At 71.2% G+C, this 19,330-nt stretch carries 17 protein-coding genes; 8 read left to right on the forward strand and 9 right to left on the reverse strand.

From position 1 onward, the window contains the following. The first annotated feature begins 48 nt into the window (after positions 1-48). Genes KOI35_RS46100 through KOI35_RS46115 form a run of 4 tightly spaced genes read left to right on the forward strand, consistent with a single transcriptional unit; the run spans position 49 to position 3,171 of the window. A complete protein-coding gene (locus KOI35_RS46100) occupies positions 49-459 on the forward strand; it encodes an RrF2 family transcriptional regulator (protein ID WP_215796138.1) in 411 nt (136 codons plus the stop codon). Continuing rightward, positions 456-1,517, forward strand: a complete 1,062-nt coding sequence (locus KOI35_RS46105; protein WP_215796139.1) for an ABC transporter substrate-binding protein — start codon at positions 456-458, stop codon at positions 1,515-1,517. Before KOI35_RS46100 ends, KOI35_RS46105 begins: the two co-directional genes overlap by 4 nt. Positions 1,518-1,529: 12 nt before the next feature. Next, on the forward strand, positions 1,530-2,285 hold the full coding sequence (locus KOI35_RS46110) for an ABC transporter ATP-binding protein (protein WP_215796140.1): 756 nt from the start codon (positions 1,530-1,532) through the stop codon (positions 2,283-2,285). After that, positions 2,275-3,171, forward strand: a complete 897-nt coding sequence (locus KOI35_RS46115; RefSeq protein ID WP_215796141.1) for an ABC transporter permease — start codon at positions 2,275-2,277, stop codon at positions 3,169-3,171. Before KOI35_RS46110 ends, KOI35_RS46115 begins: the two co-directional genes overlap by 11 nt. Before the next feature lie 123 nt (positions 3,172-3,294). On the opposite strand, the gene KOI35_RS46120 is transcribed toward KOI35_RS46115, so the two are convergent. Next, on the reverse strand, positions 3,295-4,161 hold the full coding sequence (locus KOI35_RS46120; protein WP_215796142.1) for a hypothetical protein: 867 nt from the start codon (positions 4,159-4,161) through the stop codon (positions 3,295-3,297). Positions 4,162-4,196: 35 nt separating this feature from the next. Then, positions 4,197-4,394, reverse strand: coding sequence for a hypothetical protein (locus KOI35_RS46125; protein WP_215796143.1), 198 nt, complete (start codon positions 4,392-4,394; stop codon positions 4,197-4,199). A 121-nt stretch (positions 4,395-4,515) separates the two neighbouring features. Between KOI35_RS46125 and KOI35_RS46130 the strand changes: the two genes are divergently transcribed. Next, positions 4,516-5,229: a lysophospholipid acyltransferase family protein gene (locus KOI35_RS46130; protein WP_215796144.1), complete on the forward strand. Its 714-nt coding sequence runs from the start codon at positions 4,516-4,518 to the stop codon at positions 5,227-5,229. Between the two features lie 52 nt (positions 5,230-5,281). On the opposite strand, the gene cspE is transcribed toward KOI35_RS46130, so the two are convergent. Continuing rightward, positions 5,282-5,485: a transcription antiterminator/RNA stability regulator CspE gene (cspE, locus tag KOI35_RS46135; protein ID WP_015625344.1), complete on the reverse strand. Its 204-nt coding sequence runs from the start codon at positions 5,483-5,485 to the stop codon at positions 5,282-5,284. A gap of 222 nt (positions 5,486-5,707) precedes the next feature. Here cspE and KOI35_RS46140 point away from each other — a divergent pair, with 222 nt between their 5' ends. Continuing rightward, the gene (locus tag KOI35_RS46140) at positions 5,708-6,118 is read left to right on the forward strand and encodes a pilus assembly protein CpaE (protein WP_215796145.1); all 411 of its coding nucleotides are present in this window, start codon (positions 5,708-5,710) and stop codon (positions 6,116-6,118) included. Here KOI35_RS46140 and KOI35_RS46145 read toward each other — a convergent pair. The 5 genes from KOI35_RS46145 to KOI35_RS46170 all read right to left on the reverse strand — a co-directional run bounded on the left by KOI35_RS46145 (position 6,115) and on the right by KOI35_RS46170 (position 16,705). Next, positions 6,115-9,507, reverse strand: coding sequence for an ATP-dependent helicase (locus KOI35_RS46145; RefSeq protein ID WP_215796146.1), 3,393 nt, complete (start codon positions 9,505-9,507; stop codon positions 6,115-6,117). The genes KOI35_RS46140 and KOI35_RS46145 overlap by 4 nt on opposite strands. After that, positions 9,504-14,057: a PD-(D/E)XK nuclease family protein gene (locus tag KOI35_RS48165; protein ID WP_308121466.1), complete on the reverse strand. Its 4,554-nt coding sequence runs from the start codon at positions 14,055-14,057 to the stop codon at positions 9,504-9,506. The genes KOI35_RS46145 and KOI35_RS48165 overlap by 4 nt, the downstream gene beginning before the upstream one ends. Positions 14,058-14,086: 29 nt before the next feature. Then, positions 14,087-15,103, reverse strand: coding sequence for a LacI family DNA-binding transcriptional regulator (locus tag KOI35_RS46160; RefSeq protein ID WP_215796147.1), 1,017 nt, complete (start codon positions 15,101-15,103; stop codon positions 14,087-14,089). Between the two features lie 269 nt (positions 15,104-15,372). After that, the gene (locus KOI35_RS46165) at positions 15,373-15,924 is read right to left on the reverse strand and encodes an LOG family protein (protein ID WP_215796148.1); all 552 of its coding nucleotides are present in this window, start codon (positions 15,922-15,924) and stop codon (positions 15,373-15,375) included. A gap of 1 nt (position 15,925) precedes the next feature. Beyond that, positions 15,926-16,705 (reverse strand): LOG family protein, encoded by a 780-nt coding sequence (locus KOI35_RS46170; RefSeq protein WP_215796149.1) that lies wholly within the window; start codon positions 16,703-16,705, stop codon positions 15,926-15,928. Between the two features lie 200 nt (positions 16,706-16,905). On the opposite strand from KOI35_RS46170, the gene KOI35_RS46175 reads away from it, so the two are divergent. Continuing rightward, positions 16,906-17,097, forward strand: a complete 192-nt coding sequence (locus tag KOI35_RS46175; RefSeq protein ID WP_215796152.1) for a hypothetical protein — start codon at positions 16,906-16,908, stop codon at positions 17,095-17,097. Here KOI35_RS46175 and dapE read toward each other — a convergent pair whose 3' ends face one another. Further along, positions 17,098-18,168, reverse strand: coding sequence for a succinyl-diaminopimelate desuccinylase (dapE, locus tag KOI35_RS46180; RefSeq protein WP_215796150.1), 1,071 nt, complete (start codon positions 18,166-18,168; stop codon positions 17,098-17,100). 64 nt (positions 18,169-18,232) lie between these two features. On the opposite strand from dapE, the gene dapD reads away from it, so the two are divergent. After that, entirely contained in the window at positions 18,233-19,180 is a 948-nt protein-coding gene (gene dapD / locus KOI35_RS46185) for a 2,3,4,5-tetrahydropyridine-2,6-dicarboxylate N-succinyltransferase (protein ID WP_215796151.1), read from the forward strand. Positions 19,181-19,330 lie beyond the last annotated feature (150 nt).

Genomic DNA, 19,330 nt, shown 5'->3' on the forward strand with positions numbered 1-19,330 from the left:
CCTATCCACTAGATAGGTGAACGCGGGTTTCGGCGGACAGGGGGAAACGTGTACGTCTCGGCACGTACCGATTACGCCGTGAGGGCCATGCTCTCGGTCACGGCGGAACATCCCCGCCTGGTCAAGGCGGCCACCCTCGCCGCCGCCCAGGAGATTCCGCTCAGCTTCCTGCAAGGCATCCTGCTCGACCTGCGCCGCGCCGGCCTGCTGCACAGCCACCGCGGCGTCGACGGCGGATACGCGCTGGCCCGGCCGGCCGAAGAGATCACCGTGGGCGACGTGGTCCGGGCGGTCGGGGGCGCCCTGGCCACCGTCCGCGGTCTGCCCACCACCCATGCGACCTACCACGGAGCCGCCTTCGGGCTGCACGACGTGTGGGTCGCGGTCGAGGAAGCCATCGAGGGCGTCGTCGACCACAAAACGCTTGCTGAACTCTCCACCATCAAGGAGTCCGCATGACCTCCCGCACCATACGTGCGCTTGCCGTCGCCGCCACCGCCCTGCTGTCCGCATCGTTGCTGGCCGCGTGCGGTGGCGATGACGAGGCGGCGGGTGGCAGCACCGACGAGGCCGCGAGCATCCGCCTGGGGTACTTCCCCAACATCACCCACGCGCCCGCCCTGATCGGCGTGAACAAGGGCTACTTCCAGACCGCGCTGGGCAACACCAAACTCGAGACGAAGACGTTCAACGCCGGCCCGGCGGCGATCGAGGCGCTGTTCTCCGGTGCCATCGACGCCACGTACATCGGACCGAACCCGGCCATCAACGGCTGGGCCCAGTCCAAGGGCACCGGCCTGAAGATCATCGCGGGCAGCACCTCGGGCGGCGCCGGCCTGGTGGTCCGGGAGGGCATCAACTCCCCGGCCGACCTCAAGGGCAAGAAGATCGCCACCCCGCAGCTCGGCAACACCCAGGACGTCGCGCTGCGCGCCTGGCTCAAGGAGAACGGCCTCAACGCCGACCAGCAGGGTGGCGGCGACGTGTCGGTGCTGCCGCAGGACAACGCGACCGCGCTGCAGGCCTTCGCGCAGGGCTCGATCGACGGCGCCTGGGTGCCCGAGCCCAACTTCAGCCGGCTGATCCTGGAGAGCAAGGGCAAGGTGCTGGTCAACGAGAAGGACCTGTGGCCGTCGGGTCTCTTCGTGACCACCCACCTGATCGTCACGCAGGAGTTCCTCAAGAAGTACCCGGCCACGGTCAAGAAGCTGCTGCAGGGCCACCTCGAGTCGCTCGACTACATCGAGAAGAACAACGCGGACGCCCAGAAGGCCGCCAACGAGCAGCTGAAGGCGCTCAGTGGCAAGCCGCTCAAGGACGACGTACTCGCCGCCTCGTTCAAGAACCTGACCTTCACCGCCGACCCGGTCGCCTCGTCGCTGTTCACCAGCGCGAAGCACGCCGAGGACGTCGGCCTCCTCAAGCCGGTCGACCTCAAGGGCATCTACGACCTCGGGCCGCTCAACGAGCTGCTCAAGGCCGCGGGCAAGCCCGAGGTCAGCGACGCCGCCGCCTGAAAGGCCTGAGCCATGAGCCTCCTGCAAGAGAAGACCGAAGCGGTCGTACGGCTGGAGAACGTCTCCAAGAGCTACGGCGATCTGCTGGCCCTCGACCGGGTCTCGCTGAGCGTTCGCCAGGGTGAGTTCGTCTGCCTGCTGGGCGCCTCCGGCTGCGGCAAGAGCACGCTGCTGTCGCTGGTGGCCGGTCTGGACGCGATCACCGGCGGTGCGCTCGACATCGGCGGCCGCAAGGTGTCGCTGATGTTCCAGGAGGCCGCGCTCTTCCCGTGGCTCTCGGTCCGGGGCAACGTCGAGCTGCCGCTGCGGCTGCAGGGCGTGTCCCGGGCCGAGCGCCGCAAGCGGGCCGACGAGTTGCTCGACATCGTGCGGCTGCGCGGTTTCGGCGACAAGCGCCCGCACGAGCTGTCCGGCGGCATGCGCCAGCGCGTGGCCCTGGCCCGCGCGCTGGCCCAGAACGCCGACATCCTGCTGATGGACGAGCCGTTCGGCGCGCTGGACGCGATGACCCGCGACATCCTGCACGACGAGCTGGAGCGGATCTGGCGTGAGCAGCAGCTCACCGTTCTGTTCGTGACGCACAACGTGCGCGAGGCCGTCCGGCTGGGCGACCGCGTGATCCTGCTCAGCAGCCGGCCGGGCCGGGTGATCGAGGACTACCCGATCACCCACGAGCGCCCGCGCCGCATCGACTCCCCCGAGGTGTCCGGCCAGGCGGCCGAGATCACCGACCGGCTCCGCGCGGAGGTCGCCCGCCATGCCCAGTAATCTCCCGCCCGCGGTCGAGGCGCCGGTTCAACGCACACCGGACAAGCGCGAGGCGAACGAGGTCGCCGGGCTCGACGCGCTCGAACTCGGGCCCAAGCAGGTCCGGCCGAACCCGGGCAAGCGGATCTGGAAGAGCACCTGGCCCAAGCTGGCCGCGATCGCGATCGTGCTGCTGGTCTGGCAGATCGTGGTCTGGTCGGAGTGGAAGCCGATCTACGTACTGCCGTCGCCCGAGACGGTCTTCACCGACCTGGGCAACGTCATCACGACCGGCGACTTCTGGAACGGCGTACGGGTGACCATGACCCGGGCCTTCACCGGCTTCCTGCTGGCCGTGGTGATCGGCACCGTCATCGGCGCGCTGGTGTCCCAGTTCGCGCCGTTGCGGGCGGCGATCGGCTCGCTGATCACCGGCCTGCAGACGATGCCCTCGATCATGTGGTTCCCGCTGGCCATCCTGCTCTTCCAGCTCAGCGAGAGCGCCATCCTGTTCGTGGTGATCCTGGGGGCCGCGCCGTCGGTGGCCAACGGTCTGATCAGCGGCATCGACTACGTCCCGCGTACGTGGTTGCGGGTCGGCCAGGTGCTGGGGATGCGGGGCTTCGCCAAGTACCGGCACCTGATCCTGCCCGCGTCGCTGCCCTCGTTCATCTCGGGGCTCAAGCAGGGCTGGGCGTTCTCGTGGCGCAGCCTGATGGCGGGTGAGCTGCTGGTCATCGTGCCGGGGGCGCTGTCCATCGGCGTACGGATGCAGCAGGCCCGTGATCTCAGTGACTCGAGCCTGGTGATCTGTTACATCATCGTCGTGCTGATCATCGGCATCATGATCGACGTGCTGTTCAACGCAGCCGACAACGCTCTCAGAAAGCGCTGGGGGCTGGTCTAGATGGCTCCGCTTCGCTCCGCGGCAAGCGCCTTGTAACCGGTGAGATGGCAGGCGATTTTCCGCCGTCTGCAAACCCCGCAGCCGTCGAAAAATCGACTGCCATCTCACCGGCGGCGCTTGCGATTAGACGGGGCGAACAGACGCAAGGACGTCGTCGATCACGTAGTCCCACTGTTTGTGGGTGCCGGGGATCGAGATGTAGAGGACGGCCGCGGTCGTCTTGCCGACGTCGATGACCGCCACCGCGGAGAGTTCCTCGGTGGCGGTCAGTCCGGGCGCCGTGAAGTGCAGGCGGAACTCGCTCACGTAGGCCGGCCGCCCGCCCACCGTGGTGAGCTCGTCGCGGATCGGGTCCATCGTGTTGGGCTGCGGGTAGTACTCGGCCCGCACGTCCGCCGCGACCTGCCGGCCCACGCATTCCAGGTTGAGCGTCACCGCGTCGTTGTCGGCCGCGGGCACCGCCGCCGACAGGATCGAGGCGTGGTAGCTGCCGCCGCTGTACTGCTCGGTGACGAAGTGCTGACCCACCTTGTAGGGCACCTCGAGGGTCCCGGCGCGCCAGGTGTCGGTCCATGGTTCCCAGGGCGGCCCGTACGCCTTGTACGAGATGCCGGCCTCGGTGTCAGTGGTGCGCGCCCCGGTCTCGGGCGGCAACGCACTCGGCGTCTGGGTCGGCGCGGCACTCGGCGAGCCGGTGGGGGCCGGGCAGGCCTGAGCCAGCGGCGGGCGTACGTCGGTCGGGGCGGACGCCTTGGAGTGGAACGGGTCGTCGCCCGAGAAAGCCAGAATCAGCACAATGGTCAGACCGATGGCCAGGATCGCCCCCGCGATGCCGCCGAAGATGAGCATCTGCTGACGGCGCCGCCTGGGTCCGTCCGGACGTTCCGGATCTTCCGGCGGGGCGGGCGGCGGCGGGGGCGGCGGTGTGCCCGGAGCGGTGGTGACCAGGCCGGAACCGAACCGGGAACCTGGCGGTATCTGCTCGGACATGAAACCCAGTGAACACCACGAGCCTGGGGATCAGGTCACGGCGTCGGCGTGGTGCCGGCCTCGGCCGCGCCGAACAAAGCGGTGACCTGCTGCCACATCGTCGGGCTGACCTCCGGTGAGCTGCCGGGCACCGGATACCACGGCGCGAAAGCGACCACGAGTACCAGCGCCAGGCCGGCCACGGCGAGCGCGAGTACGAATCCGAATTCCCGGCGGGCGGATGGTCCGCGCATGCCGGTACCTCCAAGATCAAGTGCGTTACATAAACAGCCGATAATTCTTTAGACGCACGATCGGGCTCCGGCGTTGCACCTGACCCAGGAGAAGTTCAGCGAGTTCGGCTACCGTCTTGCCATGGAACTCGTGTATCCGCCGGTCGTCGCCCTCGCCAAGACGATGTTCCGGGTGCTCGACATGAAGATCGAGATCGACGGCGCCGAGAACATCCCGCGCGAGGGCGGGGCGGTGCTGGCGAGCAACCACGTGAGCTATCTCGACTTCATCTTCTGCGGTCTGGGTGCTCAGCCGGCCAAGCGCCTGGTGCGCTTCATGGCGAAAAAGGCGGTCTTCGACCACAAGGTCAGCGGCCCGCTGATGCGCGGCATGCGGCACATCCCGGTCGACCGCGACGCCGGTGCCGCCTCCTTCCGCGAGGCCAACGAGGCGCTGCGCAACGGCCAGATCGTCGGCGTCTTCCCCGAGGCCACGATCAGCGAGTCGTTCACGGTCAAGGAGTTGAAGTCGGGCGCCGTCCGGCTGGCCCGCTCGGCCAAGGTGCCGCTGATCCCGATGGCCGTCTGGGGTCCGCACCGGCTGTGGACCAAGGGCCGCAAGAAAGATCTGACCAAGCGGCACGTGCCGGTGATCATCAAGATCGGCCAAGCCATCGAGATGCCCAAGGGCACCTCCCCCGACGCGCTCACCGCCCTGCTCAAAGACCGTCTGAGCGAACTGCTCGACGCGGCCCAGAAGGCGTACCCGGAAAAGCCCTCGGGTCCGGACGACCGCTGGTGGCTGCCCGCCCACATGGGCGGCACGGCCCCTCTGCCGCAGGCCGCGGCTGTTTGACGGGACGAAAAAGCGCCGCACCCCCGAGGGGATGCGGCGCTTTTCAGTTACTTCAGAGCGGGCGGATGTTCGCGGCCTGCGGGCCCTTCTGGCCCTGGGTCACCTCGAACTCAACACGCTGGTTCTCGTCCAGGCTGCGGTAGCCGGAAGTCTGGATAGCGGAGAAGTGGGCGAAGACGTCGGCGCCGCCGTCGTCCGGGGTGATGAACCCGAAGCCCTTGTCCGCGTTGAACCACTTCACAACGCCGGTAACCATGATCGTCTCCTCGACGGTCGATCGCTCTCGCCCAACATGGACGGGAACGAAGTAATAAGACCCACACTTCGCGAGTCTCGTGCTGCCGTACTGATCGCCCGTACCGGAAGACCCGGGTTACGACAAAGAGCGCCTGGGGCAGACTTCCCCACAGGCGCTCCTACGTGCTTGGGAACCAAACTGACAACGCGGAGAGCCTAACACGTTCAAGGAGGCCTGACGGTGATCGGCGTACAACTCGCACAGCAGCTCAGGGAAGCCGGTCTGACCTGGAAGCCGGCGATCGGCGATCGCTTCGCCATTCCCGACCGCGATCTGGACGAAGAAGTGTTCGTGCTCAGCAACATGACGATCGAGGTCTACTCGATGCCGGAGGGGAGGGTGATCGGTTTCAACGGCACCACCGAGTGGGCCATGGACGACGTCGAACTGGACGAAACGGTCTGGCTGCCCCGGGAGGATCAGCTGCGGGAACTGCTCGGCGGCACATTCCGCTCACTGGCCCGGGGGCCGGCCGGCTACGAGGTACGGATCGACCTGCTCGGCGAGGAACGCTCGTTCGCGGGCGAGAACGTCGAACAGGCGTACGCGGCCGCGCTCCTGCACCTGCTGGCGGCGGCCGGCGCTGCCTAAATCACTCGTTCGGGAAGCCGCTCGACCAGGGCGGCGAGCCCGTCCGCGTCCAGCAGGTCGACCGGGCGCACGGTGACCTGGTCACGGACGTAGTGGAAGCCGGCCCGCACCCGGTTGAGCGGCACGTCGGCCAGCGAGGCCCAGGCCAGCCGGTACGCGGCCAGCTGCACCGCGGCGGCGTCGGCGTCCGCGCCCTCGGGCCGGCGGCCGGTCTTCCAGTCGATGACGTCGAACCGGTTGGCGGTGTCGGCGTAGACCGCGTCCATCCGGCCGCGCACGACCACCCCGGCGATCGTGGTCGCGAACGGCACCTCGACCTCGATCGGGGTCCGGTCGGCCCACTCGCCGGCCAGGAACGCCTGCTGCAGGGCGATCAGCTCCTCGTCGCCGGCCGCGTCGTCGTCGGCCGCGCCCGGCAGCTCGTCGATGTCGATCAGGCGGACCGCGCCGAACCGCTGCTCGAGCCACGCGTGGAACGCCGTGCCGCGCCGGGCGTGCGGGATCGGCCGGTGCGGCAGCGGGCGGCGCAGTGTGCGGGCCAGCGCCTGCGGGTCGCGGCGCAGCACCACCAGCTGGGAGACCGACAGGTGGGCGGGCAGGGCCACCTCGAGCGGGCCGTCGCGGCGGGTGCGCTCGTCGCGCTCGGCCAGCAGCAGATCGGCCTCGCGGCGCCAGCGCTCGATGTCGGCGTCCTCACCAGCCTCGTTCTGCCGCGGGAGGCCGACCAGTTCGGCGGCCAGGCCGGCCCGGCCGGCGATCGACGGGTGGTCGGCGGCCAGATCGGCGAACGCCTCGGCCGCCTCCGGATCGGGCGCGCTGATCATGCGGCGGATCAGGTCGGCCGCGGCCGCCATGGCCGGCCGGCGCAGGCCCAGCGGGTCGAACGGCCACTGCACGCTGACCACCACCTCGGCCGCCGGGTTGGTGGCGTCGGGTGCGGGTTCGGGCGTCCAGACGTCGACCACGCCCGCGCCCTCCTCGCAGGTCGCGCGGATCTCGTCGAGGAACACGGACGGGCCGCGCGGACGCTTCACGCCGTCGCCCCACCAGTAGCCCGAGGCCAGCAGCAGCCGCCGCGGACGGGTGACGGCGACGTAGGCCAGCCGGCGCTCCTCCCGCTCGTCGTGCTCGCGCCAGGCCGTCCCGAAGGTGGAGACCGCGGTCAGCACGCCCTTCTGATCGGTCGCGGGGTCGAGGTCGAGCCGTGGCAGCCCGTCGGAGTCGCCGCGCAGCGGGAACGGCAGCACGCCGATCCCCATCAGGTAGTGGTCGGAGTTGCGGACCAGACCCGGCCACACGCCCTTGCTCAGGCCCGCCACCGACACGACGTCCCACTCCAGGCCCTTGGCGGCGTGCGCGGTGAGGATCTGCACCGCGCCCTCGACCACGTCGACCTGACCCGGCTCGAGACCCCGCTCCTCCTCCTCGGCCGCGGTCAGGAAGGCCAGGAAACCGGCCAGGGTGCCCCCGTCGGTCTCGGCCGAATAGCGGGCGGCGGTGTCGGCCAGCGCGTCCAGATGCCCGCGGGCCAGCCCGGCATCACCGGCCGCCCACCCGCGCACGGCCACCTCGACATCCAGCCCGATGGTGCGTTCGATGTCCGCCACCAAATCGGGCAGAGGCTGATCGAGACGCTGCCGCAAAGAGCTGAGTTCCCGCCCGTACGCGTGCAGGCGTCCGAATCCCTCGGCCGAGTACTGCTGCGGCGCGCCCAGATCGGCCATCGCCTCGACCAGCGTGGCGTCGTCGAGCCGGTCGGCCACGATGTCGTCGGGCTCGGCCCCGGTGACCACCGCGGCCCGGGCGGCGGCCAGTCCGCGCGCCCGCCGGTGCAGCGCCACCAGGTCGCGCGGGCCGATCCGCCAGCGGGCCCCGGTGAGCAGGCGCAGCAGGGAGGCGCCGTCGGTCGGGTCGGCCAGCACCCGCATCGTGCAGACGACGTCGCGTACCTCCGGGGTGTCAAGCAGGCCGCCCAGGCCGACCACCTCGACCGGCAGCCCGCGTTTGCGCAGCGCGTCCTCGATCGCCGGGATCTGGCTGCGGACGCGCACCAGCACGGCACTGGTCGGGCGCTTCTCGACCGGGATCTCCTCGGGCAGCGCGCGGGGCATCCCGGCGGTGATCCGCCAGGCGGTGAGCATCGAGTCGCCGATCCAGTCGGCCTCCTCGGCGAACGTCGGCAACAGAGCGCAGGCCACCGTACGGCCACCGACCGCCCCCGACACCCGCTCGGCCGCCCGCAACTCGGTCACCCGGGCCCCGAACGCGCGCAGCGGGGCCGACAGGGTGTTGGCCACCCGCAGGATCTCGGGGCGGTTGCGCCAGCTGCGGGTCAGGCTGCCGACCCGGGCCGGATCGCCGCTGGGCAACGTGAACTCGTCGGGGAAACGGTCGAGCGTGCCCGCCGAGGCACCCCGCCAGCCGTAGATGGACTGGCACGGGTCGCCGACCGCGGTGACCGGGTGACCGCCGCCGAACAGCGCGTTGAGCATGGTGACCTGGGCGTGGCTGGTGTCCTGATACTCGTCCAGCAACACGATCTTGAAGCGGCCGCGCTCGATCTCGCCGACCTCGGGATGGTCCCGGGCGACCAGCGCCGCACGGGCCATCTGGTCGCCGAAATCCATCGCCTCCAGATCGAGTTTGCGCTGCTCGTAGAGGCGGACGAGGGGCAGCAGGGTGAGCCGCTGGCGCTGCCGGGACAGCACGTCGGCCACATCCTTGTAGACCTTGCCCGGCCGTTCCTGCACCTCGGCGAAGAACCGGCCGGTCCACGCCGACAGGTCGTCCGGCGAGACCAGGTGCTCGGCCAGCTCACCGGAGAGCGCGAGGACGTCGTCGGTGACCGTGCCCGGTGCGCGGTTCACCCCGGTCATCTCGCCCGTGTACGAGCGCACCAGCGAGTCGACGATCTGCCAGCGGGCGGCCTCGGTGAGCAGCCGGGCCGACGGTTCGAACCCGGCGCGCAGGCCGTGCTCGGTGACGACCCGGGCAGCGTACGAGTGGTAGGTCGAAATGGTGGCCTCACCCGCGAACGCGTCGTCCCGGCCGAGCCGGCGGATGAGCTGACCGAGCCGGGTGCGTACCCGGTGGGCGAGCTCCCCCGCGGCCTTACGGGTGAAGGTCAGACCGAGGATCTCGTCGGGGTGGGCATAGCTGTTGGCGACCAGCCAGACGACCCGGGACGCCATCGTCTCGGTCTTGCCCGAACCGGCCCCGGCCACCACCAGCAGCGGCTCGACCGGCGCCGAGATGATCTCGGACTGCTCCGGGGTCGGCCGCGGCAGCCGGAGCAGCCGGGCCAGCTCCTCCGGGGTGTAGCGCGGGCCCGAATCGGCACGGCGGCGGGGCGTCACCGGTTCGTCGGCGAACAGACTCGGTTGGGTCACTTGCCTTCATCCACGATCTGTCGGCCCTTACCGGAAATCGGGCAGCTCGTGCGGACCGGGCACACCCGGCACCGGCTGTTGGCGACGGCCGAGAAAGTGGCGGCGGCCATCGTCTCGGCCGTGCGCTTGACCATCTCGTGCGCCCACTGCGGGTCGGTGGCGTCGGCCAGCGGCAGCTGCATCTGCTCGCGGGCATCCTTGCCCGGGCCGAGCTGCACCAGCGCGGCGCCGCCGCTCTCGGCCCCGTAATCGGCGAACGCACCGGCCGCGACGGCGGTTTGATAGCCGGCCAACTGGGCGTGCTCGGCGACCTCGGCCGCGGCCACGGCGGTCGACTTGCCGGTCTTGAGATCGATCACGACCAGCCGGCCCTCGTCGTCGATCTCGAGCCGGTCGACCCGGCCGGTGAGCTGGATCGGGCGTTTCTCGTCCTCGAGACGCACGGTGAACTCGTGCTCGATGGCGAGCAGCCGGCGCGGGTTGACGGCCAGCCAGCGCAGCAGTTTGTCCACCATGGCCTGCGCGCGCTCCTGCTCCGGACCGGCCAGCCAGCGGGCGGCGAGCTCGATCGCGTCGAACCGGGCGCTGACGTATTCGACCAGTTTCTCCCGGTCGGCGTTGGCGTCCTCGGCCAGCATGGCGGCGGCGTGCACCAGGTTGCCGACGCCCTGCGCGGGTCCGGGCGGTGCGGCCCCACCGTGCCGTTCGAGCAGCCAGCGCAGGCTGCAGCGCAGGGCACTCTCCATCGAGGACGGGGTGACCTTGACCGGTTCGCCCTCGTCGACCAGCGGGCGGTCGTCGGAGAGCGGGCGCAGGCCCCACCACTCGTCCGGGTGGGCGCCGGGCACGCCGGCAGCGGCGAGCTTGGCGAGTTCGGCGGCGGCGGCACGCTTGCGGGCGGGCGTCTGGTCCGAGCCGACCACCACCGTACGCAGTTCGGCCACGAGCGCGGCCAGCGTGAGCGCGCGCGGCGGCCGGGCCACGGTCAGTTCCTCGGGCGCGTCGACCAGCGCCGCTTCCCCCGGGTCGTCGTCGGGCGGTTCCTCCGCGGCCTCGGCGGCGGCTTGAAACAGGTCGGGCGGACCAGCGAGGTCGGTGCCGTCCGAGCCGAGCTCGGCGTGCGGAGTGCTGCCCGATGCGACGTCAGAGCTGGGCACGGCATCGGACCTGGGCACGGCATCGGACCTGGGCACGTCGCCGGACCTCGGCGCGTCGCCGGAGCTAGGCGCGGCGTCGAAGCTCGGCGCGGCGTCGGACCTGGGCACGTGGCCGGAGCTGGGCACGTCGTCGGAGCCCGTCGCGGCGTCGGAGCCCGTCGCGTCCTCGGGGGTGGCGTCGGAGTCCGGGGTGTCGTCGGGGGGTGGGGTGCCGTCGGGGTCGGTGTCCCAGAGGTCGGGGCCCGGGGGTGGGGGTGGGTCGGTGGGTGGGGGTGCGTCGGGTGGGTGTGGGGTGCCGGAGTCGTCGTCGGAGAGGCCGAGCTCGCTCAAAAACCGACTGGGCTGCTCTTCGCCCTCGGAACCGCCGACGCCGGCCGAGGCGACCGCGGTGACGATGAGCTTGTGGCGGGCGCGGGTGGTGGCCACGTAGAAGAGCCGGCGCTCCTCGTCGAGCAGCGCCGACGTCTGACCGACCACGGCCGCCTGGCCCGAGGCGGCCCGGCCGGCCAGCACGTCGACCAGGCGTTCCGAACCGAGCAGGCTGCCCCGCAGGCGCAGGTCGGGCCAGATGCCCTCCTGCACGCCGGCCAGCACCACGACGTCCCACTCCAGGCCCTTGGCGGCGTGGGCGGTCAGCAGCCGGACCGCCTCGCCCCGGTCGGCGCTGGGCGCGATCGAGTCGGCCGGCAGGTCCTGGCCGAGCACGTGGTCGAGGAAGACCTCGGTGCGTGCGCCGGGCAGCCGGTCGACGAAGCGGGCGGCCGCGTCGAAGAGCACGACCATCGAGTCGAGGTCGCGGTCGGCCGCCTCGGCCCGCCACTGCCGGGCGCGGGCGACATCGGTGTTGTCGGCCATCGGGGCCGAGCGGGTGCTCATCGCATACCAGCGGTCGGCCAGCCCGCTCTCCCGCCAGACCGTCCACAAGGCCTGCTCGGCCGTGGCCCCCGGCGCCGCGGCGGCCTCACGCGCGGTCGCCAGCAGCCGGGCCACCTGCTGAGCGGGCGCGGCCCAGCGGCGTTCCACCATGTCGAGCCCGGCCGGATCGCGAACGGCGTCGACCAGCAACTCGCCCGACGGACGCCGGTCACCGGCCGACAGCGCCAAGGCCCGCAGCCCCTGCCGCAGCCGCCGCTCGGCCAGCGGGTCGGCCCCACCGAGCGACGAGTGCAGCAACGCGACGGCGGTCTCTTCGGTGAGGGCGTCGGGGTCGAGCGCACACCGCAGAAGCAGCAGGAACGGCGCCACCGCGGGCTGGAGATGCAGCGGCAGGTCTTCGGCGTAGGTCACCGTCGGCACACCCGCCGCGGCCAGCGCCCGCTGCAACGACGGCAGCTGCAACGACGTGCTGCGCAGGACCACCGCCATCCGCGACCACGGCACACCCTGCAGCAGGTGCGCCTCGCGCAGCGCATGGGCCACATAGGCCGCTTCGGCGGTGGCCGCCCGGAATGTCCGGACCACGGCCTCGCCCGCGGGAAGCCCGCCCGACCGATCCCCGCCCACGCGCCTCGCCGCCCCGGACGCCTGCCCAGGCACAGACCCGGGCACAGACGCGGCCCCGGACTCGCGGGGCGACGCCAGCCCAGGCACAGACCCGGGCACAGGCGCGGCCCCGGGCTCGGAGGGCGACGCCAGCCCAGGCACAGACCCCGGCACAGACGCAGCCCAGGACTCGCGGGGCGACGCCTGCCCAGGCACAGACGCGGGCTCGGACGCCTGCCCAGGCACAAGCCCAGGCACGGACGCGGCCTCGGGCTCGGACGCCTGCCCAGGCACAGAGCCCGGCACGGACGCGGCCCCGGACTCGGACGCCTGCCCAGGCACAGAGCCCGGCACGGACGCGGCCCCGGGCTCGGACGCCGACGCCTGCCCTGGCACAGACGCGGGCTCGGACGCGGCCCCGGACTCGCGGGGCGACGCCTGCTCGGGCACAGACCCCGGCACAGGCGCGGCCCCGGACTCGGACCTCGACGCCAGCCCAGGCACAGACCCCGGCACGGGCGCGTCGGCGTCGGGATCGCCGGGAGCATCCGCGCGATCGGGGGAGGTGGTGGACGAGTCGGCGGCAGGAGTGGCCTGAGCCGGCACGCGGAAACGGGGCGTGGGCGCGGACTTAGCGGACGAGGCGGGCAAAGACCCAACGCCGACGGCCGGTGTGGACAAGCCGGCAGACGGCGCAGGTGACCCGGCGGGCAGCGAACCGGATGCGGGGGTGTCGGCGGGCGGTGGGGGCTCGGGGCCGATGAACGGGGCCGGCGGGTGCATCGGGCGATGACTGATCGGGCCGCGCATGCGGCGGGCCACCCGGGACGTGGCCGAGAGCAGGGGCGCCGGCGCACGGTAGTTCGTGTGCAGGGTCAGAGTCTCGGCGAGCGCGCCGGACGGCGTACGGAAAAGGGTGGGGAAGTTGGCCACGGCCGCCGGGTCGGCGCCGCGGAAACCGTAGATCGAGGCGTCGGGGTCGCCGAAGGCCACGAGGGGCTTGCCGCCGCCGGCGACCAGGGACAACAGCTCGATCTGGGCCGGGTCGGTGTCGGCCAGTTCGTCGACGTAGACGTAGTCGAGGCGGCGGCGTTCGTCGTCGAGCAGGGCCGGGGTGTCGGCGAGTAGGCCGGAGGCGGCGCGGACCAACTCGGCCGGGTCGTAGGCCGAGGAACCGCGGGTGGTGATGTCGCGCAGGGCCAGGACGGCCACGTATTCGCGGAGGAAGCGGGCCGCGGCCGGCCAGTCGTCGCGGCCCAGGCGCTCGCCCAGGCGGGCCAGCTCGACCGCGCCGATGCCACGCTCGGCGGCACGCTGGAGAAGGTCGCGCAGCTGCTGGGCGAAAGCCCGGGTGGGCAGCGCGGGGCGCAACGCGGGAGGCCAGCCGATGGGGTCGTCGCTCGGCACAGAGGAGCTCGGCACAGAGGAGCTCGGCACAGAGGAGTCCGAGACGGAGGCCGCAAGCAGCTCGCGGATGATCAGGTCTTGCTCGGGGCCGGTGAGCAGCCTCGGGGACGGCTCGCCCCGTTCGGCCGCGGCCCGGCGGAGCAGGCCGAACGCGTACGCGTGGAAGGTCCGCACCAGCGGCTCGTGGACGATGCGGCCGGGATCGCCGGCGATGCGCGCCTCGATGCGGTCGCGCAGGGCGGTGGCGCCACGGCGGCCGAAGGTGAGGACCAGGATGCGCTCGGGGTCGACGCCGTCGGCGATGCGGGCGGCGACCGACTCGACGAGCGTGGTCGTCTTGCCCGTGCCGGGGCCGCCGACGACCAGCAGCGGACCGTCGACGTGGGCGGCCACATATGCCTGGATCGGATCGGTGAGCAGCGGCGGCACGACGGTCGGCGGGCGCCGGACCAGGCGATAGGCCGGGCGGCGAACCGCGGCGGGGGAAGAGGCCGGCGTGCTCACGGCAACAAGGAAACCATGCGGGTACGACGTTATCGAACTGGCGGTTTACCGATCGAGTCGCGCCGCCGCACCGGCATCGGCAGGCGGGACACGGCCGGGTCGGAGGGCGGGCCGAGCAGTTTCTCGACCGCCTGCCATCCGAGTTGGTAGTGCGGCAGCGAGATGCTGGTGAGTTGCGGGCGCAGCCACGCGGCCAGCTCGGAGTCGTCGAACGAGATGACCGACACGTCGTCCGGGATGGATCGGCCGGCCTCGCGCAGGGCCTGGTAGGTGCCGAGCGCGATCCGGTCGTTGAGGCAGATCAGCGCCTGCGGGTTGAGCCCACCGGCCAGGGCGCGGCTGACCGCCTCGTACGCCGGTTCGGGCCACCAGTCGCACTCGATGGTTCCCGCCAGCCTGGTGTCGGCCGCGGTCAGACCCTCCCGGATGCCGGCCAGCCGTTCCTTGCCGGCGAACGCGCCCGGGCTGCCGACCAGGTGGATCCCGCCGCGGTGACCCGACTCGATGAGGGTGGTGGCGGCGCTCCAGCCGGCCGCGAGTTCGTCCGGGATCACCTGGTGCTGTGCCGGACTGGGACCCCGGGTCAGGCAGTTGAGCAGCACCACCGTCCGTCCCTTGAGCTGCTTGGGCAGCCGGACGTAGCGGGTGGACATGCTCGCGTACAGGAAGGCGTCGACCTGCCGGTCGAGGAAGTCGGAGATCAGCTTCTCCTCGATCACCGGGTCGCCCTCGCTCTCCCCGATGAAGAGCAGGTGGCCGTGGGCCACGGCGGCGGCCAGGGCACCCTGGATGACCCGACCGGCGTACGGGTCGGAGGCCAGCGTGTCGGAGACCAGCGCGATGGTGCGGGTCACCTTCGTACGCAGGCTCCGCGCCATGAGGTTGGGCCGGTAGTCCAGCTCCTGGGCGGCCCGGAGAACCCGTTGCCGGGCGTCTTCCGAGATCCTCATGTCCAGGTGACGCCCGGCCAGGACGAAGGAGGCCGTGCTGCGGGACACGCCGGCCCGCTGTGCGACCTGAAGCAGGGTCGCCCGTTGCGGGGGCATGGTTCGCAGTGTTCCACGACGCCCCGATCGAGCACCATGCGCACGTTCGCAGATGCTCAATTGACGTTGACCGACTTCCCGGAGCAATGTCGGGCTCAACCGATCCAGCATGCGCGTCCCCGGCGGGCGCGACGCCGTCGGCGAGGCGGAGCGAGCGCACCGGCGTGTCCCGGTGAGAGCGCGTCCGGCGCGCCCCCGCGACGTTCGGCGGGCCCGCCGGGGCCCTGGTCACGCCGGGTGGGTGTGGTGACACCCATCCGGCGTGACGCCTATCGCGCGTTTACCCGTTCCTCGATGACATCCAACGCCGAGCCGATCGACTTCACCACGGTCACCCGTTCGAGGGCCGAGGTTCGCACGAACGCGGTATCGGCGAGCTGTCCCAGCCAGGCGAGCAGGCCGTCGTAGAAGCCGTCCGGGTCGAGCACCACGATCGGCTTGTCGTGCAGATCGAGGGTGGCCGTGGTCCACACCTCGAAGAGCTCGTCGAGGGTGCCGAGGCCGCCGGGCAGCGTGAGGAACGCGTCCGACCGCTCGATCATGATGTTCTTCCGCTCACCCATGTCGCCGGTGACGATCAGCTCGTCCGAGGCCAGGTCGGCCACCTCGAGATCGACCAGCGACTGCGGGATCACGCCGAGGGTGTGCCCGCCGCCGGCGCGGGTGCCGTCGGCGACCGCGCCCATCATGCCGACGCAGCCACCACCCGACACCAGACTGTGGCCGCGGGTGGCCAGCTCTTCGCCCGTACGGGAAGCAAGGTCCAGGTATTTCTGTTCGAGGGTGCTCGACGAGGCGCAGAAGACGCAGATCGCGGCCACGTCAGCGGGTCCCCTGGGCCTCGGCGAGGGCCGCGTCGGCGTCCACGATGATCTGAACCGCCTCGTCGACGTCGTCGGTCAGCTGGATCAGTTCGAGGTCGCTCTCGCTGACCTTGCCGTCGGCCAGCAACGTCTGCTTGACCCAGTCGAGCAGGCCCGACCAGTAGGCCGTGCCCATCAGGATCACCGGGAAGCGGGTGACCTTCTTGGTCTGCACCAGCGTGACCGCCTCGAACAGCTCGTCGAGCGTGCCGAAGCCGCCGGGCAGCACCACGAAGGCCTGCGCGTACTTCACGAACATGGTCTTGCGCACGAAGAAGTAGCGGAAGTCGATGCCGACGTCGACCCAGTCGTTGAGGCCCTGCTCGAACGGCAACTCGATGCCGAGCCCGACCGACATGCCGCCGGCCTCGGTCGCGCCGCGGTTGGCCGCCTCCATCACGCCGGGCCCGCCGCCGGTGATCACCGCGTAGCCCGCCTCGGCCAGGGCCGCGCCCAGGGCGGCGGCCATCTCGCACTCGGGGCTGTCCGGGTGGCTGCGGGCCGAACCGAAGACGCTCACCGCCGGCGGCAGGTCGGCCAGGGTGTCGAAGCCCTCGACGAATTCGGAGAGGATGCGCAGCGCCCGCCACGCGTCCTTGGTCTTCCACTCCCGCCGGTGGTGCGAATCGAGCAGTTTCTCGTCGGCCGTACTCGGCGGAATCGATTCACGCCGCAGCGTGACCGCGCCGCGATGACGCTCCGGCGGACCGCTGCGTCGCCCGTTGGTGCTGTCCGTCATGCCTAAAAGGTAGTGCGGACGGCCAGTGACCCGGTGAACAACCGGGTGGGTTTCGGTAAGAGGATTGCGGCTCGGCGACCTTTTTGCCAGATTGAAGCAACGGACGGTAGCTCTCAGGCGTCTGTTCAGTTACCAGATCCGATACGGCAACGATCGCACGGCGCCCGGTTTGTCCGGGTCCCCGGGCCTAAGGAGCCACCGTGACGTCACGATACGAGCGCATGAAAATGCAGCGCCGCATGCAGCGCCGCATCCAACTGGTGGTGGAGGAGCGCCGCATGGCGTTCGGCGATCGACCGCGGCCGGGTTTCGACCCCGAGGCCACGATGGAGATCCCGCCGATGAAGGTGGCCCGGGCGATCGGACGAGTGGCTGTCCGCCCGGCTCTCTAATTAGAGCCCGAGCCAGCGGTGCAGCGTCGCCGCACCGTCCCGGATCTTGCCGATCTCGACGTGCTCGTCCTGGGCGTGGGCCAGCAGTGGATCGCCGGGACCGTAGTTCAGCGCCGGAATGCCGAGCGCCGCGAACCGGGCCACATCGGTCCAGCCCAGCTTGGCCGCCGGTTCCGCCCCGACCGCGGTGAGGAACTCGCGGGCCGGCGCCGCGGTCAGCCCGGGCAGGGCGCCCGGAGCCGAGTCGGTCAGCTCGACCTCGAAGCCTTCGAAGACCTCGTGGACGTGCTCGAGGGCCTGCTTCTCGGTGCGGTCGGGAGCGAACCGCATGTTGACCTCGACCACGCACGCGTCCGGCACCACGTTGCCGGCCACGCCACCGGCGATCTTCACGGCGTTGAGACCCTCACGGTACGTACATCCGTCGATCGTCACCGTGCGCGGACGGTAGTCGGACAGTCGCTGCAACACCTCGCCCGCGGCGTGGATCGCGTTGCTGCCCCGCCAGGCCCGCGCGGTGTGCGCCCGGCGCCCGGTCGTCTTGACCAGCGCCCGCAGCGTGCCCTGGCAGCCGGCCTCGACCACCCCGTACGTCGGTTCGAGCAGCACGGCGAAGTCGGCCAGCAGCCACTCCGGCCGGGACTCCGAGACCAGGTGCAGGCCGTTGTACTTGGAGTCGATCTCCTCGGCCTCGTAGAACAGGTAGGTCAGGTCGTAGCGCGGGTCGGGCAGGGTGGCCGCCAGATGCAGCGCGAGCGCGACGCCGGACTTCATGTCGGAGGTGCCGCAGCCGTAGATCAGGTCGTCGACGACGGTGGACGGGAAGTTGTCGTTCAACGGCACGGTGTCCAGATGGCCGGCGAGCACCACGCGCTGTTCGCGCCCCAGATCCGTCCGGGCCATCACGGTGTTGCCGAGGCGGTCCACGCTCAGGTGGGCGGCGTCGCGGAGCACCTCTTCGACGTGATCGGCGATCGCCTGCTCGTGGCGGGAGACGGACTCGATGTCGACCAGGGTGCGGGTGAGCTCCACCGGGTCGACCAACACGTCCGGGGTCAGCGGGTTGGCCATAGCGCGCACGATACCGGCCGGACGTGAATCATCGCTTCGCCTGGGGCTTTAGTAGTGTCGGGACGTGGACACCTCGATCTCGACCTCGCCCGCCTGGGGCATCGGCCTGGCCACCGTCACCGCCGAGGGCCAGGTGCTCGACACCTGGTATCCGGAGGGTTTCCTCGGGCTGGGCGACCCGCCGGCCGAGGCCCCGGTGCTGCCCGCCGGGCTGACCGGGCCGCGCACTCTGCCCGGACTGTCGACGGTCGTGGTGCCGACGACGATCGCGTCGCTGGCCGACCCGATCAAGGACTCGGCCGACGCGTACCTGCGCCTGCACCTGCTGTCGCACCGCTTCGTGGTGCCGAACTCGCTCAACCTCGACGGCATCTTCGGCGCGCTGGCCAACGTGGCCTGGACGTCGGCCGGCCCGTGCCCGCCCGACCGGGTCGACGAGCTGCGCTTCCTCGAGCGCGCGGCGGGCCGCCACCTGGCCGTCTACGGGGTCGACAAGTTCCCGCGCATGACTGATTACGTGGTGCCGTCGGGCGTCCGGATCGCCGACGCCGACCGCGTGCGCCTCGGCGCCCACCTGGCCTCGGGCACGACGGTGATGCACGAAGGATTCGCCAACTTCAACGCGGGCACGCTCGGCACGTCGATGGTCGAGGGCCGCATCGTGCAGGGCGTCGTGGTCGGCGACAGCTCCGACGTCGGCGCCGGGTCGTCCATCATGGGCACGCTCTCGGGCGGCGGCAAGGACAAGGTGCGGATCGGCGAGCGCAGCCTGCTCGGCGCGAACGCGGGCATCGGCATCTCGCTCGGCGACGACTGCGTGGTCGAGGCCGGCTGCTACATCACCGCCGGGTCGAAGATCACACTGCCGGACGGCCGGGTGGTCAAGGCGCGCGAGCTCTCCGGCGTCAACGGCCTGCTCTTCTGGCGCAACTCGGTGACCGGGGCGCTCGAGGCCAAGCCGCGCAAGGGGCAGGGCATCGAGCTCAACGCGGCGTTGCACGCCAACTCTTAGGGCGCGTCTGGCGGATCACGCGGGTCTGCGGTGCGGTCCAGGTGGTGGCTGACGTCGGCCGCAGGGCGGTCGCATACCGGTGATGCCCCTATGGATGTCAAGCGGGTGTGGTGATGGCCTGGGTGATGAGTTGGTAGAGCTCTCGGGCTA

This window comes from Paractinoplanes bogorensis, from assembly GCF_018829635.1.
Lineage (GTDB): Bacteria > Actinomycetota > Actinomycetes > Mycobacteriales > Micromonosporaceae > Actinoplanes > Actinoplanes bogorensis.

What these genes read in the sequence shown, in the direction of transcription:
- KOI35_RS46105 (WP_215796139.1), top strand. Translation starts at nt 456, where the DNA reads ATGACCTCCCGCACCATACGTGCGCTTGCCGTCGCCGCCACCGCCCTG.
- KOI35_RS46110 (WP_215796140.1), top strand. Translation starts at nt 1,530, where the DNA reads ATGAGCCTCCTGCAAGAGAAGACCGAAGCGGTCGTACGGCTGGAGAAC.
- KOI35_RS46115 (WP_215796141.1), top strand. Translation starts at nt 2,275, where the DNA reads ATGCCCAGTAATCTCCCGCCCGCGGTCGAGGCGCCGGTTCAACGCACA.
- KOI35_RS46120 (WP_215796142.1), bottom strand. Translation starts at nt 4,161, where the DNA reads ATGTCCGAGCAGATACCGCCAGGTTCCCGGTTCGGTTCCGGCCTGGTC.
- KOI35_RS46125 (WP_215796143.1), bottom strand. Translation starts at nt 4,394, where the DNA reads ATGCGCGGACCATCCGCCCGCCGGGAATTCGGATTCGTACTCGCGCTC.
- KOI35_RS46130 (WP_215796144.1), top strand. Translation starts at nt 4,516, where the DNA reads ATGGAACTCGTGTATCCGCCGGTCGTCGCCCTCGCCAAGACGATGTTC.
- cspE (WP_015625344.1), bottom strand. Translation starts at nt 5,485, where the DNA reads ATGGTTACCGGCGTTGTGAAGTGGTTCAACGCGGACAAGGGCTTCGGG.
- KOI35_RS46160 (WP_215796147.1), bottom strand. Translation starts at nt 15,103, where the DNA reads ATGCCCCCGCAACGGGCGACCCTGCTTCAGGTCGCACAGCGGGCCGGC.
- KOI35_RS46170 (WP_215796149.1), bottom strand. Translation starts at nt 16,705, where the DNA reads ATGACGGACAGCACCAACGGGCGACGCAGCGGTCCGCCGGAGCGTCAT.
- dapE (WP_215796150.1), bottom strand. Translation starts at nt 18,168, where the DNA reads ATGGCCAACCCGCTGACCCCGGACGTGTTGGTCGACCCGGTGGAGCTC.